This is a genomic window from Roseateles sp. DB2, assembly GCF_051857535.1.
Taxonomy (GTDB): domain Bacteria; phylum Pseudomonadota; class Gammaproteobacteria; order Burkholderiales; family Burkholderiaceae_C; genus Roseateles_B.
The window spans coordinates 97,267-116,393 of record NZ_JBPZGY010000001.1 but is presented as its reverse complement, the minus strand read 5'-3'; the positions used below and the strand labels follow the sequence as shown (position 1 = coordinate 116,393).

The 19,127-nt window shown below is 68.2% G+C and carries 19 protein-coding genes; 7 read left to right on the top strand and 12 right to left on the bottom strand.

Translation table 11 applies throughout. The features are described from left to right. Positions 1-10: 10 nt before the first annotated feature. Both purD and ACS5PK_RS00520 read right to left on the bottom strand, forming a co-directional pair. Positions 11-1,291 (bottom strand): phosphoribosylamine--glycine ligase, encoded by a 1,281-nt coding sequence (purD, locus tag ACS5PK_RS00525; RefSeq protein WP_439438331.1) that lies wholly within the window; start codon positions 1,289-1,291, stop codon positions 11-13. After that, entirely contained in the window at positions 1,288-2,013 is a 726-nt protein-coding gene (locus ACS5PK_RS00520; RefSeq protein WP_439438330.1) for a YebC/PmpR family DNA-binding transcriptional regulator, read from the bottom strand. Before ACS5PK_RS00520 ends, purD begins: the two co-directional genes overlap by 4 nt. Positions 2,014-2,146: 133 nt before the next feature. On the opposite strand from ACS5PK_RS00520, the gene ACS5PK_RS00515 reads away from it, so the two are divergent. The 5 genes from ACS5PK_RS00515 to ACS5PK_RS00495 all read left to right on the top strand — a co-directional run bounded on the left by ACS5PK_RS00515 (position 2,147) and on the right by ACS5PK_RS00495 (position 8,247). Next, positions 2,147-3,733: a helicase HerA-like domain-containing protein gene (locus ACS5PK_RS00515; RefSeq protein WP_439438329.1), complete on the top strand. Its 1,587-nt coding sequence runs from the start codon at positions 2,147-2,149 to the stop codon at positions 3,731-3,733. Positions 3,734-3,883: 150 nt separating this feature from the next. Continuing rightward, entirely contained in the window at positions 3,884-4,390 is a 507-nt protein-coding gene (locus ACS5PK_RS00510) for a DUF6622 family protein (protein ID WP_439438328.1), read from the top strand. A 24-nt stretch (positions 4,391-4,414) separates the two neighbouring features. Further along, complete coding sequence (locus ACS5PK_RS00505; protein WP_439438327.1) at positions 4,415-5,551, top strand: sensor histidine kinase; 1,137 nt, start codon at positions 4,415-4,417, stop codon at positions 5,549-5,551. Then, positions 5,548-6,351, top strand: coding sequence for a LytR/AlgR family response regulator transcription factor (locus ACS5PK_RS00500; RefSeq protein WP_439438326.1), 804 nt, complete (start codon positions 5,548-5,550; stop codon positions 6,349-6,351). The genes ACS5PK_RS00505 and ACS5PK_RS00500 overlap by 4 nt, the downstream gene beginning before the upstream one ends. A gap of 90 nt (positions 6,352-6,441) precedes the next feature. Beyond that, complete coding sequence (locus ACS5PK_RS00495) at positions 6,442-8,247, top strand: glutamine--tRNA ligase/YqeY domain fusion protein (protein ID WP_439438325.1); 1,806 nt, start codon at positions 6,442-6,444, stop codon at positions 8,245-8,247. Between the two features lie 145 nt (positions 8,248-8,392). Here ACS5PK_RS00495 and ACS5PK_RS00490 read toward each other — a convergent pair whose 3' ends face one another. From ACS5PK_RS00490 to ACS5PK_RS00460, 7 genes are all read right to left on the bottom strand, one after another. Then, a complete protein-coding gene (locus ACS5PK_RS00490) occupies positions 8,393-8,623 on the bottom strand; it encodes a hypothetical protein (RefSeq protein WP_439438324.1) in 231 nt (76 codons plus the stop codon). Positions 8,624-8,811: 188 nt separating this feature from the next. Further along, positions 8,812-11,079, bottom strand: coding sequence for an alpha/beta fold hydrolase (locus tag ACS5PK_RS00485; protein ID WP_439438323.1), 2,268 nt, complete (start codon positions 11,077-11,079; stop codon positions 8,812-8,814). A 93-nt stretch (positions 11,080-11,172) separates the two neighbouring features. After that, positions 11,173-12,099 (bottom strand): tRNA dihydrouridine synthase, encoded by a 927-nt coding sequence (locus ACS5PK_RS00480; RefSeq protein ID WP_439438686.1) that lies wholly within the window; start codon positions 12,097-12,099, stop codon positions 11,173-11,175. A 14-nt stretch (positions 12,100-12,113) separates the two neighbouring features. After that, the gene (locus ACS5PK_RS00475; protein WP_439438322.1) at positions 12,114-12,638 is read right to left on the bottom strand and encodes a YgjP-like metallopeptidase domain-containing protein; all 525 of its coding nucleotides are present in this window, start codon (positions 12,636-12,638) and stop codon (positions 12,114-12,116) included. A 133-nt stretch (positions 12,639-12,771) separates the two neighbouring features. Next, positions 12,772-13,866 carry a hypothetical protein gene (locus tag ACS5PK_RS00470; protein ID WP_439438321.1) on the bottom strand — a complete coding sequence of 365 codons (1,095 nt, stop codon included), beginning with the start codon at positions 13,864-13,866 and terminating at the stop codon, positions 12,772-12,774. A gap of 61 nt (positions 13,867-13,927) precedes the next feature. Beyond that, positions 13,928-14,857 carry a response regulator gene (locus tag ACS5PK_RS00465; protein WP_439438320.1) on the bottom strand — a complete coding sequence of 310 codons (930 nt, stop codon included), beginning with the start codon at positions 14,855-14,857 and terminating at the stop codon, positions 13,928-13,930. Further along, the gene (locus ACS5PK_RS00460; RefSeq protein ID WP_439438319.1) at positions 14,850-15,368 is read right to left on the bottom strand and encodes a hypothetical protein; all 519 of its coding nucleotides are present in this window, start codon (positions 15,366-15,368) and stop codon (positions 14,850-14,852) included. The genes ACS5PK_RS00465 and ACS5PK_RS00460 overlap by 8 nt, the downstream gene beginning before the upstream one ends. Before the next feature lie 103 nt (positions 15,369-15,471). Between ACS5PK_RS00460 and ACS5PK_RS00455 the strand changes: the two genes are divergently transcribed. Further along, positions 15,472-15,777 (top strand): 2Fe-2S iron-sulfur cluster-binding protein, encoded by a 306-nt coding sequence (locus ACS5PK_RS00455; RefSeq protein ID WP_439438318.1) that lies wholly within the window; start codon positions 15,472-15,474, stop codon positions 15,775-15,777. Between the two features lie 162 nt (positions 15,778-15,939). Next, positions 15,940-16,530, top strand: coding sequence for a 1-acyl-sn-glycerol-3-phosphate acyltransferase (locus tag ACS5PK_RS00450; RefSeq protein ID WP_439438317.1), 591 nt, complete (start codon positions 15,940-15,942; stop codon positions 16,528-16,530). Positions 16,531-16,597: 67 nt separating this feature from the next. Here ACS5PK_RS00450 and minE read toward each other — a convergent pair whose 3' ends face one another. The 3 genes from minE to minC are packed head-to-tail and all read right to left on the bottom strand — an operon-like array spanning position 16,598 to position 18,606. Then, positions 16,598-16,858, bottom strand: coding sequence for a cell division topological specificity factor MinE (gene minE / locus ACS5PK_RS00445; RefSeq protein WP_183105219.1), 261 nt, complete (start codon positions 16,856-16,858; stop codon positions 16,598-16,600). Positions 16,859-16,871: 13 nt separating this feature from the next. Further along, entirely contained in the window at positions 16,872-17,687 is an 816-nt protein-coding gene (minD, locus tag ACS5PK_RS00440; protein ID WP_439438316.1) for a septum site-determining protein MinD, read from the bottom strand. Between the two features lie 55 nt (positions 17,688-17,742). Beyond that, a complete protein-coding gene (gene minC / locus ACS5PK_RS00435) occupies positions 17,743-18,606 on the bottom strand; it encodes a septum site-determining protein MinC (RefSeq protein ID WP_439438315.1) in 864 nt (287 codons plus the stop codon). Between the last annotated feature and the right edge of the window lie 521 nt (positions 18,607-19,127).

Genomic DNA, 19,127 nt, shown 5'->3' with positions numbered 1-19,127 from the left:
GAAAGGGAGCTCAGCGCTTGATGGCGCGATAGCCGATGTCCTGGCGGAACTGCTTGCCCGCAAACTGGATGCCATGCAGGGCCTGGTAGGCACGCTGCTGCGCGGTACGCACCGATTCACCCAGGGCCGTCACGCACAGCACCCGCCCGCCATTGGTGAGCAGTTGCCCGTCCTTCTCGACCGTGCCGGCCTGGAAGACGATGGCGTCCTCGGATTCAGCCGGCAAGCCGCTGATCACGTCGCCCTTTCGCGGGTTCAGCGGATAGCCCTCGGCGGCCATCACCACGCCCAGCGCCACACGGCGGTCCCATTGCAGCTCGACCTGGTCCAGGGTGCCATCGGTGGCGTGCATCAGCACCTCGAAGAGGTCGCTCTTGAGCCGCATCATGATGGGCTGGGTCTCCGGGTCGCCCATGCGCGTGTTGAACTCGACGGTGCGGGGCTGGCCCTGCGCGTCGATCATCAGCCCGGCATAGAGGAAGCCGGTAAAGGGGATGCCGTCGCGCGCCATGCCCTGGATGGTGGGCATGATGATCTCGTGCATGGCCTTGGCGTGGACGTTGGGCGTCACCACCGGCGCGGGCGAGTAGGCGCCCATGCCGCCGGTGTTGGGGCCTTCGTCCTTGTCGAGCAGGCGCTTGTGGTCCTGGCTGGTGGCCAGGGGCACGACGTTGCGGCCGTCGCACAGCACGATGAAGCTGGCTTCCTCGCCCTGCAGGAACTGCTCGATGACGACGCGCGCGCCGCCTTCGTTGTGCACCACGCCCAGCTTGTTGTCCTCAAGGATCCAGTCGATGGCCTCGTGCGCCTCGGGCAGGCTCATGGCCACGACCACGCCCTTGCCGGCGGCCAGGCCGTCCGCCTTGATCACGATGGGCGCGCCCTGCGCGTCGACGTAAGCATGGGCCGCGGCGGGGTCGCTGAAGGTCTCGTAGGCGGCCGTGGGGATACCGTGGCGCTTCATGAAGTCCTTGGCGAAGGCCTTGCTGGACTCCAACTGCGCGGCGGCCTTGGTGGCGCCGAAGATGCGCAGGCCGCGTGAGCGGAATTCATCGACCACGCCGGCCGCCAGGTAGGCCTCAGGGCCCACCACGGTCAGGGCGATCTTCTCGGCCTGGGCGAAGTCGGCCAGGGCCTTCACATCGCTCAAGGCCACGTTCTTGAAACGCGGATCCTGCGCCGTGCCGCCATTGCCAGGCGCCACATAGACCTGGCTCACGCGCTCGCTCTGCGAGAGCTTCCAGGCCAGGGCGTGCTCGCGGCCGCCATTGCCGAGGACGAGGACTTTCATTGCTCGATGCTCGCGTTGTGATAGACCTCCTGGACGTCGTCCAGGTCCTCGATCACGTCCAGCAGCTTCTGCATGCGGGCGGCGTCGTCGCCGGCGAGCTCGATGGTGTTCTCGGCTCGCATGGTCACCTCGGCGATCTCGGGCTTCAGGCCAGCGGCTTCCAGCGCGTTCTTGACGGCTTCGAAGTCGCCGGGGGGGGTCAGCACCTCGATGGAGCCGTCGTCGCCGCTGATCACGTCCTCGGCGCCGGCCTCGAGAGCCACTTCCATGACCTTGTCCTCCGAGGTGCCGGGCGCGAAGACCAGCTGGCCGCAGTGCTTGAACTGGAAGGCCACCGAGCCTTCGGTGCCCAGGTTGCCGCCATGCTTGCTGAAGGCGTGGCGGACCTCGGCCACGGTACGCACGCGGTTGTCGGTCATGCAGTCCACGATGATGGCCGCGCCGCCAATGCCGTAGCCCTCGTAGCGGATTTCCTCGTAGGTCACGCCGTCGAGGTTGCCCGTGGCCTTGTCGACATTTCGCTTGATGTTGTCGGCCGGCATGTTGGCCGCCTTGGCCTTCTCGATGGCCAAGCGCAGGCGGGGGTTCATCGCGATGTCGCCGCCACCGGAGCGGGCGGCCACGATGATTTCACGGGTCAGACGGGTCCAGACCTTGCCGCGCTTCTCGTCCTGACGGCCCTTGCGGTGCTGAATATTGGCCCATTTGCTATGACCAGCCATATGTCTTGTTCTCCGGGTCGGCCGCTTGGCGCCTGTCGTGATTCCCCTGTGGAATTCCGTGCGCTCCAGCCGTGATGGTGTTGGATAGACTGCGATTTTAGCTTTCGCCACCACCTCTTCCCCGGAGCCCCGCATGGCCGACCCCATCCTGCTCGCCCGCCACGGCGAGATCGAGTGCCACCTCCTGCCCGCCCTGGCCAACCGCCACGGCCTGATCACGGGCGCCACCGGCACCGGCAAGACCATCAGCCTGCAGAAGCTGGCCGAGTGCTTCAGCCGGCAAGGCGTGCCTGTCTTCATGGCCGACATCAAGGGCGACCTCACCGGCATCTCCCAGCCCGGGCAGGCCTCGGAGAAGCTGCTGGCCGTGCTCAAGGAGCGCGCGCTGGAGGCGCCCGAGCCCGTGGCCTGCCCCACCACGCTGTGGGACGTCTTCGGCGAGCAGGGCCACCCGGTGCGCGCCACCATCTCGGACATGGGCCCGCTGCTCATCGCCCGCATGCTGGCCCTCAACGAGACGCAGGCCGGCGTGCTGCAGCTGGTCTTCAAGATCGCCGACGACCAGGGCCTGCTGCTGCTGGACCTCAAGGACCTGCGCGCCATGCTGCAGTACGTGGGTGAGCACGCCAGCGAGTTCACCACGCAGTACGGCAATGTCTCGGCCGCCTCCATCGGCGCCATCCAGCGCGGGCTGCTGCAGATCGAGGCCCAGGGCGGCGACAAGTTCTTCGGCGAGCCCATGCTCAACATCGCCGACTTCATGCAGACGGACGCTGGCAAGGGCGTGATCAACATCCTCGCGGCCGACAAGCTCATGGCCGCGCCCCGGCTCTACGCCACCTTCCTGCTGTGGCTGCTGTCCGAACTCTTCGAGACGCTCCCCGAGGTCGGCGACCTGGACAAGCCCAAGCTCGTCTTCTTCTTCGACGAGGCCCACCTGCTCTTCAAGGACGCGCCGGATGCGCTGGTGGAGCGCATCGAGCTGGTGGTGCGCCTGGTGCGCTCCAAGGGCGTGGGCGTCTACTTCGTGACGCAGAACCCGCTGGACATCCCGGACACGGTCCTGGGCCAGTTGGGCAACCGCGTGCAGCACGCCCTGCGCGCCTTCACCCCGCGCGACCAGAAGGCCGTCAAGGCCGCGGCCGAGACCATGCGCGCCAAGCCCGGGCTGGACATCGCCAGCGCCATCAGCGAGCTGGGCGTGGGCGAGGCCCTGGTGAGCCTGCTGGACGAGAAGGGCCGGCCCAGCATCACCGAACGCGTCTTCATCCTGCCGCCGGGCAGCCGCATCGGCCCCATCACGCCAGAGCAGCGCCAGGCCCTGCTGCAGAACTCGCTGGTGGCGGGGGTCTACGAGAAGCTGCTGGACCGCGAATCCGCCTATGAGCGGCTCAAGGGCACGCCCGCGGCGGCCGCAGCACCAGCCGGCACGCCGCCGCCCAACGGCGGTGGCTCGCTGGAAGCCGAGGCTCGCCAGGCCCTGCAGCGTGGGCCCGCCACGCCAGCCCCTGCACCGGCACCGGACGAGGGCAATGGCCTGATGGACGGCCTCAAGGACGTGCTCTTCGGCTCCACCGGCCCCCGCGGCGGCCGCCGCGAAGGGCTGGCCGAGGCTGCCGCCAAGTCCGCCTTGCGCAGCATGGGCAGTTCCCTGGGCCGCGAGATCATGCGCGGCGTGCTGGGCAGCATCCTGGGCGGCGGCGGTAGCCGGCGGCGCTGAGCGCCCTCGCCCTTCCCGATACGTCTGGGCGCTTCACGCCGCCTGCCCGCGTTTCACGACGCGGCCAGGCGTCCCATCGCAGAGCCGCAGACGGCAGCCCGCCCGCCCCGGCACAGTGAGGCCATCGCCACTTCACACCGGAAGCCCGCCATGAACAGCACCGCCCTCGCCCAGATCCTCGCCCATGTCCCGACCTGGGTCTGGTTCCTGCTGGCAGCCCTGCTGGCCCTGGGCCTGAGCCAGACCCGCGACCGCTGGGTCAGCGCCGCGCGCCTGCGCCGCATGCCCCTGGCTTTTCTCGCCTTCTCCGCCTGGAGCACGGTGGGCACCTTCGGCTGGCAAGCCCTGACCCTGCTGGGCTTCCTGGGCGGGCTGTGGGCCACGCGACAGCTGGTCCTCGCCAGCGGCTGGCCCGGCCCCGCCCGCCACGATGCTGCGCGTGACGCCTACTTCGTGCCCGGCAGCTGGCTGCCCCTGGCAGTGATGATGGGCATCTTCGCAACAAAGTTCCTGCTGGGCATGACCCTGGCCATGAGCCCGGCGCTGACGCAGCAGGCCAGCGTAGTGCTGGGCGTGAGCGCGCTCAACGGCGCCCTGGGCTCGCTCTTCCTGGCCCGCGCCCGCAATCTGATGGCCCATACCGTCCGGGCCGCCTGACGCACTGCTGCACAATCGCCCGCCATGACCCAGGCCTCCCGCCCCTTCCGCACCCTCTGGCCCCGCGGGCAAGGGCTGCGCCAATGGTTCCACGGTGCCACCGCAGCTTTTCTGTGGTGCATCCTGATCGGCCTGGTGCTGGCCGGGGTAAGCGGCTGGCGGGACTTCCGGCACAACATCCTCTACTCCCTGTGCATCGGCATGAGCAGTTGGGCCCTCATCGATGCGAGTTTCCGCGGCATTGCCTACGCGATGCGCAAGGGCCGTCCTTGCCCGGAAGGCGCCGAGCAGGAATGGCCTGGTCTGCCCTGGGTGGCCGTGGCCGTCATTTTTGGGTCGGTGGGCGGTTTCTCGATCGGACAGCAGCTGGGCGACCTGATCTCCGGCATGCGCACTCGCAGCCTGTGGTCCGCCCAGTGGAGCCAGGCTGCCGCCATGCTGACGGTGACGGGTGTGGCCTCCCTGGTCGCAACGGCCTTCTTCTACACCCGCAGCCGCATGGCCGCCGCCCAGGTCGAAGCCGAGCATGCCCGCCGCGTGGCCGCCGAAACCCAGCTCTTGCTGCTGCAGGCCCAGCTGGAGCCGCACATGCTGTTCAACACCCTGGCCAATCTGCGCGTGCTGATCGGCCTGGATGCCGCCCGCGCCCAGGCCATGCTGGACCAGTTGATTGCCTTCCTGCGCGCCACGCTGGAGGCATCCAGGGTGGGCAGCCATGCGCTGCAGAGCGAGTTCGCGCGGCTGCAGGACTACCTCAGCCTCATGCAGGTGCGCATGGGCGATCGCCTGCAGGCGCGCTTCGAGCTGCCCGCGGAGCTGGCCTCCCTTCAGCTGCCCGCCCTGCTGCTGCAGCCCCTCGTGGAGAACGCCATCAAGCACGGCCTGGAGCCCAAGATCGAGGGCGGCGCGCTGAGCGTCCAGGCCCGGATGCAGGGAGAGGACTGCCTGCTGATCGTCAGCGACAGCGGCCGCGGCGAGTTCGCGTCTGCCGATACCGCGGGCACCGGCTTCGGCCTGCAGCAGGTCCGCGACCGCCTGCAGGCCCGCTACGGCGATGCCGCCGGCCTGAGCATGAGCTACCCGCTGGAAGGCGGCTGCCGCATCGAGATCCACATCCCCCGCCGCCTGATGACGGCTCCAGCCACCTCCGCCGCCCCATGAGCCTCACCGCCCTGATCGCCGAAGACGAAGCCCTGCTCGCCGAGCACCTGAAGGCCGAGCTGCAGCAGCTGTGGCCCGAGCTGGAGCTGCTGCCCATCGCGCCTCACGGCCAGGCCGCGGTGGACCTGGCGCTGGCGCGGCGCCCCAGCCTGTGCTTCCTGGACATCCGCATGCCCGGCCTCAGCGGTCTGGAGGCCGCCGCGGCCCTGGCTGAAGACTGGCCGGAGGGCACGCCCTTCCCCCTGCTGGTCTTCGTGACCGCCTACGACCAGTACGCGCTGCAGGCTTTCGAGCATGCCGCGGTGGACTATGTGCTCAAGCCCGTGCAGCGGGAGCGCCTGGCACAGACGGTCGCCCGTCTGAAGCAGACCCTCTCGCAGCGCCAGGCCCCGCCCACGCTGGACGCCACGCTGGACCAGCTGCGCCAGCTGCTCGGGCCCGCCGCCGCCCAGGCCACCCCCCAGGCTGCCCCCCAGCGCCTGCGCCTGCTGCAGGTGAGCCAGGGCTCCAGCATCCAGATGGTGCCCATCGAGGAGGTGCTCTTCTTCGAGGCGGCCGACAAGTACGTGCGCGTGGTCACGGCCCGCAAGGAGCACCTGATGCGCCTCTCGCTGCGGGAACTGGTGCCGCAGCTGGACACCGAGCTGTTCTGGCAGGTGCACCGTGGCACCGTGGTGCGAGCCACGGCCATCGAGCGCGCGGTGCGCGATGAACAGGGCAAGCTGACCCTGCATCTGCGCGAGCACCCCGAGAAACTGGGGGTCAGCCGGCTCTATGCGCACCTCTTCCGTGGCCTGTGAGCGCGTGAGCGGCCCGCGGCACCGATAAAATCCGCCCCTTCCCATTCCAACGAGGGAGCCGCGGTCCATCCGCAGGCTTCTGAAACGCCGATGTCCGAGCCCAAGAACGCCCCTGACGCCGAGGCCCTCAAGCCCAACAACTTCCTGCGAGCCATCATCGAGCGCGACCTGGAGCAGGGCTACGGCGGCGAGCGCCGCTTCGGCAGCGGCCCCGGTGACGCTCCGCACCATGCCGCCGGCCCCCTGGACCCGGCCCGGGTCCGCACACGCTTTCCGCCCGAGCCCAACGGCTACCTGCACATCGGGCACGCCAAGAGCATCTGCCTGAACTTCGGCCTCGCCCGCGACTACGGCGGCGAATGCCACCTGCGCTTTGACGACACCAACCCGGAGAAGGAAGAGCAGGAGTACGTCGACGCCATCAAGGAGATGGTGGCCTGGCTGGGCTGGTCCTGGCAGGCGCCGGCCCCGCACGGCGAGCGCAGCAACCTCTACTACGCCAGCAACTACTTCGACTTCATGTACCGCGCCGCCGAGCATCTGGTCGAGCAAGGCCTGGCCTATGTGGACGAGCAGACGCCCGAGGAGATGCGCGCCAGGCGCGGCGACTTCGGCACGCCCGGCACCAACAGCCCCTTCCGCGACCGCACGCCGGCCGAGAACCTGGCCCGCCTGCGCGAGATGCGCGATGGCGTCCATCCGGATGGCGCCATGGTGCTGCGCGCCAAGATCGACATGGCCTCGCCCAACATCAATATGCGCGACCCGGCCCTGTACCGCATCCGCCGCGCCACCCACCACAACACGGGCGACAAGTGGTGCATCTACCCGATGTACACCTTCGCGCACCCCATCGAGGACGCGCTGGAGCGCATCACGCACTCCATCTGCACCCTGGAGTTCGAGGACCAGCGCCCCTTCTACGACTGGCTGCTGGAGCACCTGGCGCAAGGCGGCCTGCTGGCCCGCCCCCTGCCGCACCAGTACGAGTTCGGCCGGCTGAACCTGAGCTATGTGGTCACCAGCAAGCGCAAGCTGCGCCAGCTGGTCGAGGAAGGCCATGTCTCCGGCTGGGACGACCCCCGCATGCCGACGCTCGTGGGCATGCGCCGCCGCGGCTACACGCCCGAGAGCATCCGCGCGATGGTGGAGTCCACCGGTGTGACCAAGCAGAACGCCTGGATCGACTACAGCGTGCTGGACGGCTGCCTGCGCGCCGACCTCGAAGGCAAGGCCGCCCGCGCCATGGCCGTGATCGACCCGGTCAAGCTCAAGCTCACCAACTTCGCCGAGATCTTCGGCAGCCTCGAGCATCGCGAGCCCTGCAGCGCTCCGGCCCACCCGCACCTGCCCGAACTGGGCCAACGCGCCTTCAGCCTGGGTCCTGAGCTGTGGATCGAACGCGAGGACTTCATGGAGGTGCCGAGCAAGGGCTACCACCGCCTCTATCCGGGCAACAAGGCCCGCCTGAAGGCAGGCTATGTCATCGAGTGCACGGGCTGCGAGAAGAACGAGGCCGGTGAGATCACCGCCGTGCTCGCCACCCTGGTGCCCGACACCAAGAGTGGCACGCCCGGCGCCGACGCCGTCAAGGTCAAGGGCGTGATCACCTGGGTGGCCGTGCACGAGGCCGTGCAGGCCGAGCTGCGCCTCTACGACCGCCTCTTCACCGAGGCCCAGCCCGATGCCGGCGGCCGCGACTTCCTGGAAGTCATCAACCCCGGCAGCAAGCGCGTGGTGACGGGCTACCTGGAACCCTCGCTGGCCGCGGCCCTGGCCGACACCAAGGTGCAGTTCGAACGCCACGGCTACTTCGTGGCCGACCGCGTCGACCACCGTGTCGACAAGCCGGTGTTCAACAAGATCACCGGCCTGCGCGACGGCTGGGGGAAGTGAGGCACGAGGCACGGGCCTCGTCCTGCAAGAACGAAGACCGCCCGAGGGCGGTCTTTTTCATGGTGCCCACGCGCGCGCGGGGAGCCGCTGCGGGCCGGGCCTCAGAAGCCAGCGGCCTCAAGGCCGTGCACGCCAGCCTTGGGAATCAGCCGCGGCTGGTGACCACCGGAGCGGCATACTCATGCCCCACCACGGCCCGGGCAAAGAGGTAGTTCTCCCGCGCCCGCTCGCTCAGGGCATCGAGGCTTACCTCGCCCCGTGCGTCGCAAGGAAAGGCCAGGGCCTTGCCTGCGTGGAACAGGGACTGGAACCTCAGCTCGAAGGTCCTCTCGAACGGCCCCGCGGCCAGCGGGGCGGTGCTATCCAAGATGTTCATGATCTTCTCCAACGACGCCCTCATCTTTGCTGCGGGCTTGATCCAAGACTAGGCCTCAAACGCGGGGGCCACCATGTGCAAAGGTCTCGATTCAACGTCGGATCCTCGCGATGGGTGGACTAGGAAACGCACTGACATGATTAATTCACGGCCGGCAATCCATGTGCCCATCCATCACGGGCTCCGGCTCAGGGCCGCAGATGCCGCTGGAAGAAGTCCAGCTGGGTGCGCGCCAAGTGATACCGCGCCTTGCGGCCGGCCACGCCATGCGCATGGCCCGGGTAGATGACGGTCTCGAACAGCTTCCCTTCGTTCTGCAGGGCCTGGATCATGCGCAGGGAGTTGTCGAAGAGCACGTTGTCGTCCGCGGTGCCGTGGATGATCATCAGCGGTTTGCTCAGCAGCCCGGCGCGCGGGATCAGCAGGGCCTGCTGGTAGGCAGGCGCCTGACCGCCATCGGGCAGGCCGAGGTAGCGCTCGGTGTAGGCGGTGTCGTAGAGCGTCCAGTCGGTGGGAGAGGCTCCGGCAATGGCTGCGGCAAAGGGCGTGTCAGCGTCCAGCAGGGCACGCAGGGCCAGAAAGCCGCCATAGGACCAGCCCATGAAGCCGACGCGGCTGGCATCCACGGCGGGGTACTGCTGCACCAGCTGGCGAACGGCGCCGAAGAGGTCGGCCACTTCCATCTTGCCGAAAGCGTGCGCATGGGCGCGGGTGAAGTCGCGGTCGCGGAAGGCCATGCCGCGGGTGTCCAGCATCAGCACGCCGAAGCCCTGCTGCTGGTAGAGCGCGAGAGTGGGCAGATCGCCCTGCCAGCGCCAGCTCACCGTGGCCGTGCCCGGGCCGCCGTAGGCCCGCACCACGACGGGGTAGTTGCCGCTGAGGCTGGGCCGAGTGGGCGGCAGGAAGACGGCGTTGAGCGGGGTCTTGCCATCGGCCGCCAGCAGCACGGGGACCTGGGGCTGCAGCTTGGCGGCGAGGTCCAGCACCAGCGGGTCCGGCCGGGCCTGCTCGATCAGGCGCGGTGCTGACTTGCCATCGAGCTTGAGCAACTCGGTGCGCGGAGCCTGTTGCCAGGAGGATTGGGTGATCAGAAGCTGGGTGCAGGCCGCGTCGCCGCGTGCATCGCGCCAGCGGCGGGGCTCGCCGGGCTGGAGCTGGCGGACATGGCCCTTGAAGTCGGACTGGAACAGCTCGCGGCCGCGGCCACGCTCGGAGGCACCGGTAAAGACCAGGTGTTGCTCGCCCAGGCACACCAGTTGCGCCACCGGCTCGGGCTGCTGCGTGAGGGCCTGCGCGGCGCCACTGACACGGTCGATGAGCCACAACTGGCGGCGCCCGCTGCGCTCGCTGCTCCATAGCAGGGCGGGTTTGCCCGAGCGTTTGAGCCCGGGCACCTCGCGCAGGTCATCGTGGACCTCCACCCAGGCGGGATCACGCTCATCCAGCACCACATGCGGCTGAGCCTGCGCATTGAATTCGACCAGCTGCAGCTGCTTCTGGTCGCGCGTCATCCACTGCAGCCAGGGGCTGCCATCAGCGAACCAGCCGGCGCGGGCGATGTACTCGGCCTCAGCGGGCAGCTTCAGGCGCTGGGGTTCGGTCTTGCCTGAGAGGTCCAGCACCAGGGCCTGCACCTTGGCATTGGGGCTGCCGGCGGCCGGGTAGCGCTGCTCCACCAGGCGCGTGCCATCGCCGCCGATCTGCGCGCGGCGGCGCAGGGGCACGCCGGATTCGTCCACCTCGATAGCCAGCAGTCGCGTGCCATCCGGCGACCACCAGAAGCCCCGGTGGCGGTGCAGTTCCTCTGCAGCGATGAACTCGGCCAGGCCGGTCGAGCGCGTTTCGCTGCCCGTGCGGGTGAGGCGGCGTGCCAGGCTGCCGTCCAGGCCCTGGATCCAGAGGTCGTTCTGCTTCACATAGGCGATCTGCCGGCCGGCGGTGTCACATTGCGGATCGCGCTCGGGTTCCTGTTCATCGTGGGTCAGGCGACGCACCCTGGGGCCGCCCTCCCCCAGCTCCACGCTGTAGAGATCACCGGCCAGCGGCAGGATCAGCTGGCGATCGTCCTTGCCGCACCACTGGTAGCCGGTAATGCCCGCGCCGCGCTGGCGGCGACGCTCCAGGGCCATGCGCTCGGCCTCCGTCAACACGGCCTCGCGCTGGCCGATCAGATCGCTGGCGGCCACCAGCCGGCGCGCATCGCCACCAGCCACGGGCGTGCCCCACAGCTCGTTGACATCGGGATTCGCCTCGGAAGGCCGCAGATAAGTCAGCCACTGCCCACCCGGCGACAGCGCCCCGCCCAGGCCGGCGCGGCCCATCATCGGAGGATCGCCATGGATACGTTCCAGGGTCAGCGCAGGACCCGGGGCCTGCTGTGCGACCGCAGACGAGGCCGACCAGCAAGCGGCCAGCACGGGCAGCAGGGAAAGGAGCAGACGGGGTTTTTGAAGCATGCGGGATGCTACGCGGAGCCTCCCTGCCCGGGGCCCCGGACTTGCACTGGGGCCGCGGCATTCCGGGCGGCAGGCGTGCGCGCCGCGCCCGAGTCAGGCCGTCATCGCGAAGTAGGCACGCTCCAGCTCGGCCGGCGCGTTGAGGGTGCGCACTCGCTGGTAGGCCTCGCCTGCTTCCGGGTACTGGCGGCGCAGGTAGTGCAACCACTGCTTGAGCCGGCCGGCCTGGTGCTTGGGCTGCACATGCGCCTGGACCTGGCGCCAGAACTGCAGCATCAGCGGCTGCAGGGCCTGCCAGTCCAGGCCCTGGCCGCCGGCTGCATCGCGCACGGCCAGCGCCAGCCCCGGGTTGGCCACCATGCCGCGGCCCAGCATCAGCGCATCGCAGCCAGATTCCTTCAGGCAGCGTCGCGCATCCTCGACGGTCCAGATCTCGCCATTGGCCACCACGCCCACCGAAGGCGCCAGGGCCTCGCGCACCGGGGCGATGCGATCCCAGAAGGCGGGCGGTTTGTAGCCATCGGCCTTGGTGCGGGCGTGGATCACCAGCTCCTGCGCGCCCGATTCGGCCATGGCCAGCGCGCATTCCAGGGTGCGCGACTGGTCCATGAAGCCCAGGCGCATCTTGGCTGACAGGGGCATGTCCGCAGGGATGGCACGCCGCACGGCGCCGACGATCTCGGCGATCAGCTCGGGCTCGTCCAGCAGCACTGCGCCGCCGCGGTGGCGGTTGACACATTTGGCGGGGCAGCCGAAGTTGAGGTCGATGCCGGCGGGATTCAGCTCCGCCAGCCGCGCGGCGTTCTCGGCCATGCAGACCGGGTCGGAGCCCAACAGCTGCGCGCGCACCGGCACACCGGCCGGCGTGCGCCCGCCTTCCAGCAGCTCGGGCACGATGCGGGTGAACACGCGCCGGGGCAGCAGCATGTCGGTGATGCGGATGAACTCGCTGACGCAGCGGTCGATGCCGCCCACGCGGGTCAGCACATCGCGCAGCATGTGGTCGAGCAGGCCTTCCATGGGCGCGAGCAGGATCACGAGGCGGCCTCCGCCGGTGCTGCCGGCGCGGCAGCGGCCGGCAGCTCGCGCCAGGTCAGGTACAGGCGCAAATCCAGCTCCAACTGCCCGTAGCGCGGCTCCATGTGCTGGCACAGCTGGTAGAAGGCCTTGTTGTGCTCCAGCTCCCTGAGATGGGCCAGCTCATGGACCACGATCATCTTCAGGAAGTCGGCTGGCGCTTCGCGGAAGAGGCTGGCAATGCGGATCTCACGCCGGCTCTTGAGTTGGCTGCCCTGCACCCGCGTGCTGCGGGTGTGGGTGCCCAGCGCGTGCTGGATCACCTTGAGTTTGCTGTCATAGCAGACCTTGTCCAGCGGTGCAGCATTGCGCAGGTGGCGCTGCTTGAGCGCCTGCGTGTAGTCGAACAGAGCACGGTCGCTCTGCACCGTGTGCGTCTGGGTGTAGTGCGCCGTCAGGTAGTCGCCCAGGCGACCGGCATCGATCATCTGCCGCACTTGGGCCTGCAGGGCTGCCGGATAGCCGGCCAGGTACTTGAGCATGGTCAGGGACAGCGCCGGGTGCGTTCGCCGGGCCGGAAGAAGCCGGGCTGGGCCCGGAAGCAGGGAAACCGGTGATTGTCCCTCAGCAGGCGGGGCAAGACCTGGCCCCAGCGGCAGGCTTGGCTGCGAGGGCTCAACGCCCGCCGGGTGTCTTGCCCACGAACTCCATGGCGGCAGCGGCGGCCTCGGCCTCCAGGCGTGCCTCGTCGTTCTTCTGCGCTTCCTTGAGGTAGTGCTCCTCGATGAAGTCCTTCTCGACCTGGTTGCGCTTGAGCGCGTCCTGCAGGTCGTCGATCTTGCCGCGCAGCTGCTCGACCTCGCGCTCCAGGCGCTCGCGGATCTCGTCCACGGCCTGCGGGTCGGCATGCTCGGGCGGATTGGCCGCCAACGCGGCCAGCTCCGCGCGCAGCTTCTGGATGGTGCGCTCGGCCTCGGCCAGTTGCTCGCGCAGCATCAGGGCCTCGCGCTCCAGCAGCTTCATCATCTCGGACCCGTGGTTGTTCTGGGCCGCCCCCTTTGGCGCCAGCGCCATCTCCTCCAGCTCCTTCTGCAGCTTGGCGGTCATGCGCTCGGCCTTCTCGGCCCGGGTCTCGGCCAGGTACTGGCGGTCCTGGGCCTGCTGCAGCTGGGAGCGCACGGAGTCCAGCTGCTGGCGCAGGACCTGCAGCTCCGGGCCGCCGCCTGCGCCGCCACCGCCGCCGCCCCGGTGCCTGGTCGCGCTCAGCTGCTTGAGCGCGTCGTCCAGACGTTCGCGGGTCAGTCCCAGCTCCACCTGCATGCGGCGGCGCTGCGCCACCAGGCGGTCCACCTCGTTGCGATGGCTGCGGCGCAGTTGCTCCATCAGCTCGCTGCTCATCTCGTGGGCGCTGTCGGGCCAGCGGACCTCGGGCTCGTCGCCCTCCTCGGCGGCGTCCTCTCCGCCATAGGCATCGAGCAGGCCGCGGACCAGCTTCATCAGCTCGTCGAGCTGGCTCAGCTCGGCTGCGCCCAGGCCGCCACCACCACCCACGCCGCCGCGCTCGGCAATGCGTATCAGCTCATGCGCAGCGATCTTCATCTCGCGCCCGGCGTCGCGCGTCTCGCGCAGGGCGTTGACGATGTGGATGTGGTTGCTCTGCTCGTAGCGCGTCATGCGCCAGTAGGTGCCGATGGTGATGACCATCACCGCGGCATTGGCCACGAAGACGGCCACCACCGCGAGGCTGTCGAGCGAAAACTCCAGCGCCATGATCAGAGCGACCTGTTCCTGTTGCGGCGCAAAGAGGCGCCCAAGGCTCTTATCGGCAGCATCAGCAGCGAATGAATGCCAATCTTCCCTCGCCGTAGCCTGGGACAGCGATGCGGTAGTCACTGCGCCCGCGGTTGCGCTCCAGCAGGCCCTGCAGCTTGTCGAAGGGCTTGGGCACGAGGTTGACGATGCGCAGCGCGGGCGCGCCCCCCCCGCCCTCCGCGCGCGCCAGGATGCCCGCCGCCGAGCGCAGGAAGTGGTCTGCGAAGTGCATCATCTCCGGCGTAGGCTTGCCGGCCTGCATGGCCAGGCGCACAGGCGGAGGTTGCAGGCGTGCACCACCTCCGCCGAGGATGCAGCAAGCGTTGACATCCAGAATGCCCAGCGCGAAGGGCGCTTTCTGCCCGTCCAGCGCGTACATGGCAAGGTCGTGCGGTAGTTTCAGCTCATCCAGCAACTGGCCCGGCGCGGGGACCAGGCGGAAGGGAATCTGGCCCAGCTGCAACTTGACCAGCGCATTCAGCGCGCCTTCAGATTCCAGCGCGGCCGGCGCAGCGGGCGGAGGTGGGGGGGGCGGAGGCGCACGCAGTTGCTCAACCCGCGCGGCCAAGGCCTTCTGCACCTCATGCAGCAGGTCCTCATCCTTGAAGGGCTTGTTGATCACGAAGACCGCGCCATTGCTGCGCGCCTGGTCAAGGTGACGCTCTGCCGTCTCCGTGGTCACGAAGCCCACCTTGACCGTGCCACCGCCCAGTTGGCGCAAGGTCTGCAGCATCTCGATGCCGCTGACCACGGGCATGTGCCAGTCTGAGATCACCAGGTCAGGCGGCTGTGCGGCGACCATGCGCAGGGCCTGCTCGCCATTGCCAGCCGTCTCGACCACCATGGGGCCCAGCCCGGCATCCTGCAGCACGCGGGCGATGATGGCCTGGATGGCGCGGCTGTCGTCCACGACCAGCACACGCAGGGGAGGTGGGCTAGGGTCAACCATGGCGCACATCCTTGGTAGACGGGGGTGCAGGCGAAGCGCCGTCTGCATCGTCGAAATAGGCCACGACGATGTGCCGAGGCCCGAGCGTCGCCGCCAGCGTCAGTCGCGGCATGCTGCGGCGGCACAGCGCCTCGAAGGCCCCTTGCCGGGCCCGCCTGGGCAGGCCCAGCTCCAGGTGATGGCTGTCGTCCAGGGCCTTCACCAGGCAGCTGCCGAAGATATTGCAGAGCTCCGCATTGGCGTCATCCAGTTCCTCCTGGCCCAGTTCGTCCAGGGGCAGGCCGAACATGGAGACGCCGAGTTGCTGGGCGTCCTTGTCGCTCAGCGCCAGCAGTACCCGGCCGGCCTCGCCCCCGTCGGCGTGCAGCACCGGAAGAAGGAAGCAGGCCGCACCGGGCAGCAGCGCGGGCATACCGTCAAGGCTGGAGAAAACACAGCGCTCCCCCGCCAGCGAGAACCAGGCGCTGGCCAGGGTCGATTCCAGTTCGGGATGAGGCCGCGCAGCGTCCATGTGAGCGCCAGTGTCTGCCGCCCGTCAGGCCGACGCCAGCATTTGGCGCCGGCCCCTGTCTCGCATTTCACGAAAGCCGGGCGCTCGCTGGCATCATGTGCCGATGCCGCCACAGTCCTACCGCATCCAGTTCCTGCCCGGTCTGCCCGAGGACGGCTTCACCTGCCCCGCCGACCTCACTGTGCTGCGCGCCAGCCTGCGGGAGGGCGGCGGCCTGCTGAGTTCCTGTCGCGCCGGCACCTGCCGCGCCTGCATGCGCCGCCTGCTGTCCGGTCGGATCGAATACCTGATCGAATGGCCTGGTCTCAGCGCCGAGGAGAAGGCCGAGGGCTGGTTCCTGCCCTGTGTGGCCCGCCCTTGCTCCGATCTGGTGATCGAGGCCCGGACAGCGCCCGAGGGCAGCGACTGAACCGTCCACAGCGCCTGTGGACAAGTCCGTGCACCGCCTCTGCAGCGATGTGGCAAGTGCTTGTTTCTTCACGGACTTTGTTGATCTGCTCTAAAAACAAGCAGGGTAACCCTGGAGACCTCGCGGGATAATCGCCGGTTTGTCAGCCCAGGTCCCTTTCGCATGCACCGCACGATCTTCACCACGCCCGTCGTCAACACCGTGCTGCGGGCCTTCTCGGTGGGCTTCCTGCGCCTGACGGGTTGGAAGCTGGACGGCGCCCTGCCCGCCGGCCATGACAAGTGCGTACTGATCGCCGCCCCGCACACCAGCAACTGGGACCTGCCCTACACGCTGATGGTGGCCTTCGCGCTGCGCCTGAACATCTACTGGATGGGCAAGGCCCAGATCTTCCGCTTCCCCTTCGGGCCGGTGATGCGCTGGCTGGGCGGCATTGCGGTGCAGCGCGAGAAGAGCAACAACCTGGTCGCGGCGTCCGCCGAGGCCATCAAGGCCGCCGACGGGCCGCTGCAACTGGTGGTGCCGCCCGAGGGCACGCGCAGCAAGACCCGCTACTGGAAGACCGGCTTCTACTGGATCGCCGTCACCGCCGAGGTGCCCATCGTGATGGCCTACATGGACTACCCCCGCAAGCTCAGCGGGCTGGGCCCGGTCTTCGTGCCCACGGGCGACATCGAGGCCGACATGGTCAAGATCAAGGCCTTCTACGCTCCCTTCAAGGGCAAGAACGCCGCGCAGTTCGACCACGCCTGAGCGTCCAGGGCTGCAGCAAAAAGGGCCAGTCCGCGAGGACTGGCCCTTTGCATTTGCGAGGCGCGGCTCAGCGGCCCGGCTCGGGCAGCTCGATCTTGACCTCCAGCACCTCCAGATTGTCCTGGCGCTCCATGTGGACCTTGATGTCGTCCGGGTTGATGGAGACGTACTTGGAGATCACCGCCACCAGCTCCTTCTGCAGCTGGGGCAGGTAGTCGGGGCTGGCGCTGCGCCCGTTGCGTTCATGCGCGAGGATGAGCTGCAGGCGCTCCTTGGCGACGCTGGCCGTGCTCTTCTTCTCACCAATGAAAAACGAGAGGAATCCCATTGTGGCCGCTCCTTCACTTGCCGCCGAAGAGGCGCTTGAAGAAGCCCGGCTTGACCGCCTCGATGAAGCGCATGGGCTTGTCTTCGCCCAGGAAGCGGGCCACCACGTCGGCATAGGCCTCGGCAACATCCGTGCCCTTCATGTGGATGGCGGGCAGGCCCTGGTTGGAGGCCTGCAGCACGATCTCGCTCTCGGGGATCACGCCGATCAGCGGGGTGCGCAGGATCTCGTGGATGTCTTCCAGCGAGAGCATCTGGCCACCCTCGACGCGGTTGGGGTTGTAGCGCGTGATCAGCAGATGCTCCTTCACGGGATCCTTGCCCTCGATGGCACGCTTGGTCTTGCTGTTGAGCATGCCCAGGATGCGGTCGGAGTCGCGCACCGAAGAGACCTCGGGGTTGGTCACCACCAGGGCCTCGTCGGCATAGTGCATGGCCATCAGTGCGCCCGTCTCGATGCCGGCCGGCGAGTCGCAGACGATGTAGTCGAACTCCATGGCCTTGAGCTCCTCCAGCACGCGCTCCACGCCCTCCTGGCTGAGGGCGTCCTTGTCGCGGGTCTGGGAGGCGGCCAGGATGTAGAGCTTGTCCAGCTGCTTGTCCTTGATGAGGGCCTGGGTCAGCTTGATCTCGTCATTGATGACGTTGATCAGGTCATAGACCACGCGGCGCTCGCAACCCATGATCAGGTCCAGGTTGCGCAGGCCCACGTCGAAGTCGATCACCGCGGTCTTGTAGCCGCGCATGGCGAGGCCTGTTGCAAAGCTGGCACTGGTCGTGGTCTTTCCCACGCCCCCTTTGCCCGAGGTCACCACGACGATCTTGGTCATCGATTGCCTTCCTTCTTCAAAAATGCGTTGTTCGGCCGTCCGGACTTCGGGCGGCTCAGAGTTTCAGGGCTTCCATCACCAGCTTCTCACCCTCCAGCCGCACCTGGGCCGGCTTGCCCAGCACTTCGGCGGGCAGGGGGTTCTCGGTGGTGCGGTAGATGCCGGCGATGGCGATCAACTCAGCCTCCAGGCTGGCTGCAAAGATGCGCGCTTCCGTGTTGCCCCGCGCTCCGGCAATCGCCTTGCCACGCAGGGGTGCGTAGACGTGGATATTGCCGTCGGCGATGACCTCGGCGCCATGGTTGACCAGGGCCATCACCACCAGATCCGCGCCCTTGGCGTAGACCTGCTGGCCGGAACGCAGGGGCTTGTCGATGATGACGGTGCGGCTGGGTTCGGCCGGCGCAGCGGGCACGGGCACCTCACGCTCGACGATCACCTCGCGCACGACCTCCTTGACCACGGTCTCCACGCGCGGCGCTTCGGCGCGCTGGACCGGGACATCCGCCTCGGCCAGACCGGCAGCCTGGGCAGCGGCCAGCTGCTCGGCCGTGGCGCCGCTGACGGCCACCGCCTGCATGCGGAAGCGGCGCAGCAGCGCCATCAGGGCGGGAAAGTCCAGCCGGGCCGTAGCCGACTCCAAGCTCAGCTGCCCATCCTCGGCCGCCTGAGGCGCGGCCGGCAGCTGGCTGAGGTCCAGCACCACGGGGTCCTGGTTGAAGACCTCGGGCGTGTCGCCCAAGCGCTGCTGCAAGGCCTGGGCCAGTTGCTGCAGGTCGCTGCTGCGCAGCACCAGGCTGAAGGCGGCAATGGAGGCGCTGCGAAGTTCGAACACCTCGGCCGCGGCCGAATCCCTGCCTTGCGCGGACCTGTCCGCCGACTGATCCGGCGACTGCTTCGAAACGGTTCCCTGCCCCATGTATACGGCCATTGGCTGCAAATCGGGCGATTTTAGCTGCCAGAACAAGGGCGCCCCCTGGCGTTCCCCCGCATGCGCCGACGCGATGCAGCCGCGCCCTCGGCGCCGGGCAGGGCCAAACCTCTGCTCAATTCTTGGGCACCACAAGATAGATCATTAAAAATCAATGACTTAACATTGCTTTCTTCAGCAGACTCACAAATTTATCCACAGCCGCTGGGGATGCATTGGCCAGCACAGGCGGCCGCGGCAGCGTCGTGCAAGAGGTCCTGATGGGTCGTCAGGCCTGCGCATGTCCCCCATTTGATGCACAGCCCCCTGCCTGATCCGCGCACCGGGGGCCATGGCAGGGCTTGACTTATCCCCACGGACGCACTCCGTCGTCTCACAAAGAAACAGGGGAGGACACGGCGACCGTGCGGCACAGGGCCTCCACCAAATCAATGCCAAGTTGTTGATTTATATAGCCGTCACGAAAGTGCAAGAATTTGAGGCAACCCAGGGCCGGCGCCGATGAATCA